Below are 716 nucleotides of genomic sequence, written 5' to 3' on the forward strand. Positions count from 1 at the left end.
GATGAGACGCGTGTACATCCGCGCACGGGCGTTGTTGCCGTCGTTCTGCGCGGGGAGGCCGCCGATGGACATGTTGACGATGTCCACACCGTGGTTGACCACCAGGTCGATCATGCCCTCGGTCAGTGCCACGTTGGTGCAGCCCGGCCCGAACACGCAGGCGCGCGACGAGACGATCTTCGCTCCCGGGGCCGCGCCGTTCATCTTGCCGCCGAACAGGCCGTTGGCGGCGGTGATGCCCGCGACGTGGGTACCGTGCTCGGAGGCCACCACACCGATGTTGACGAAGTCGGCCTTCTTGCCGACCCAGGTGCCGCCGTACGGGTCCGTGGGGACGTCCTTGCGGATCTGCACCACGAAGGGGATCCGCTCGGAGACGGGGGTGGCGGGGTTGTCGGTGCCGAAGTAGCCGACCTGGAAGCCGTCCTTGTACGGCTTCATCTCGACGTCGTCGGTGAAGTCCCCGTTGTCGTTCAGGTCGACGCGGACGGTGCCCTTCGCCGGGTCGTACAGGACGCCCCAGAAGTCGGTGGTGTCACCGTCGCGGTTGAGGTCGCCGCCCATGTCGCCGCCGGCGGTGGCGGATTCGAAGAAGACCGTGACCTGCTGCGTCGGCTTGGGGGCGGTCCAGGTCCGGCCCTGGTAACCGGCCTGGGGGCCGTTGGTCATACGGCGCCAGGTGGCGTCGCCGTCGGTGATCGGGTCGGTGCTGGTGA

Annotated in this window: 1 protein-coding gene; it reads right to left on the minus strand. The window is 68.2% G+C overall.

The features are described 5' to 3' along the window. Nucleotides 1–716 (minus strand): S8 family serine peptidase (locus ACRWND_RS30895; RefSeq protein WP_431955296.1); only part of this gene is annotated, 716 nt, incomplete at both ends.

This window comes from Actinacidiphila sp. bgisy167, from assembly GCF_965342175.1.
Taxonomy (GTDB): Bacteria; Actinomycetota; Actinomycetes; order Streptomycetales; family Streptomycetaceae; genus Actinacidiphila.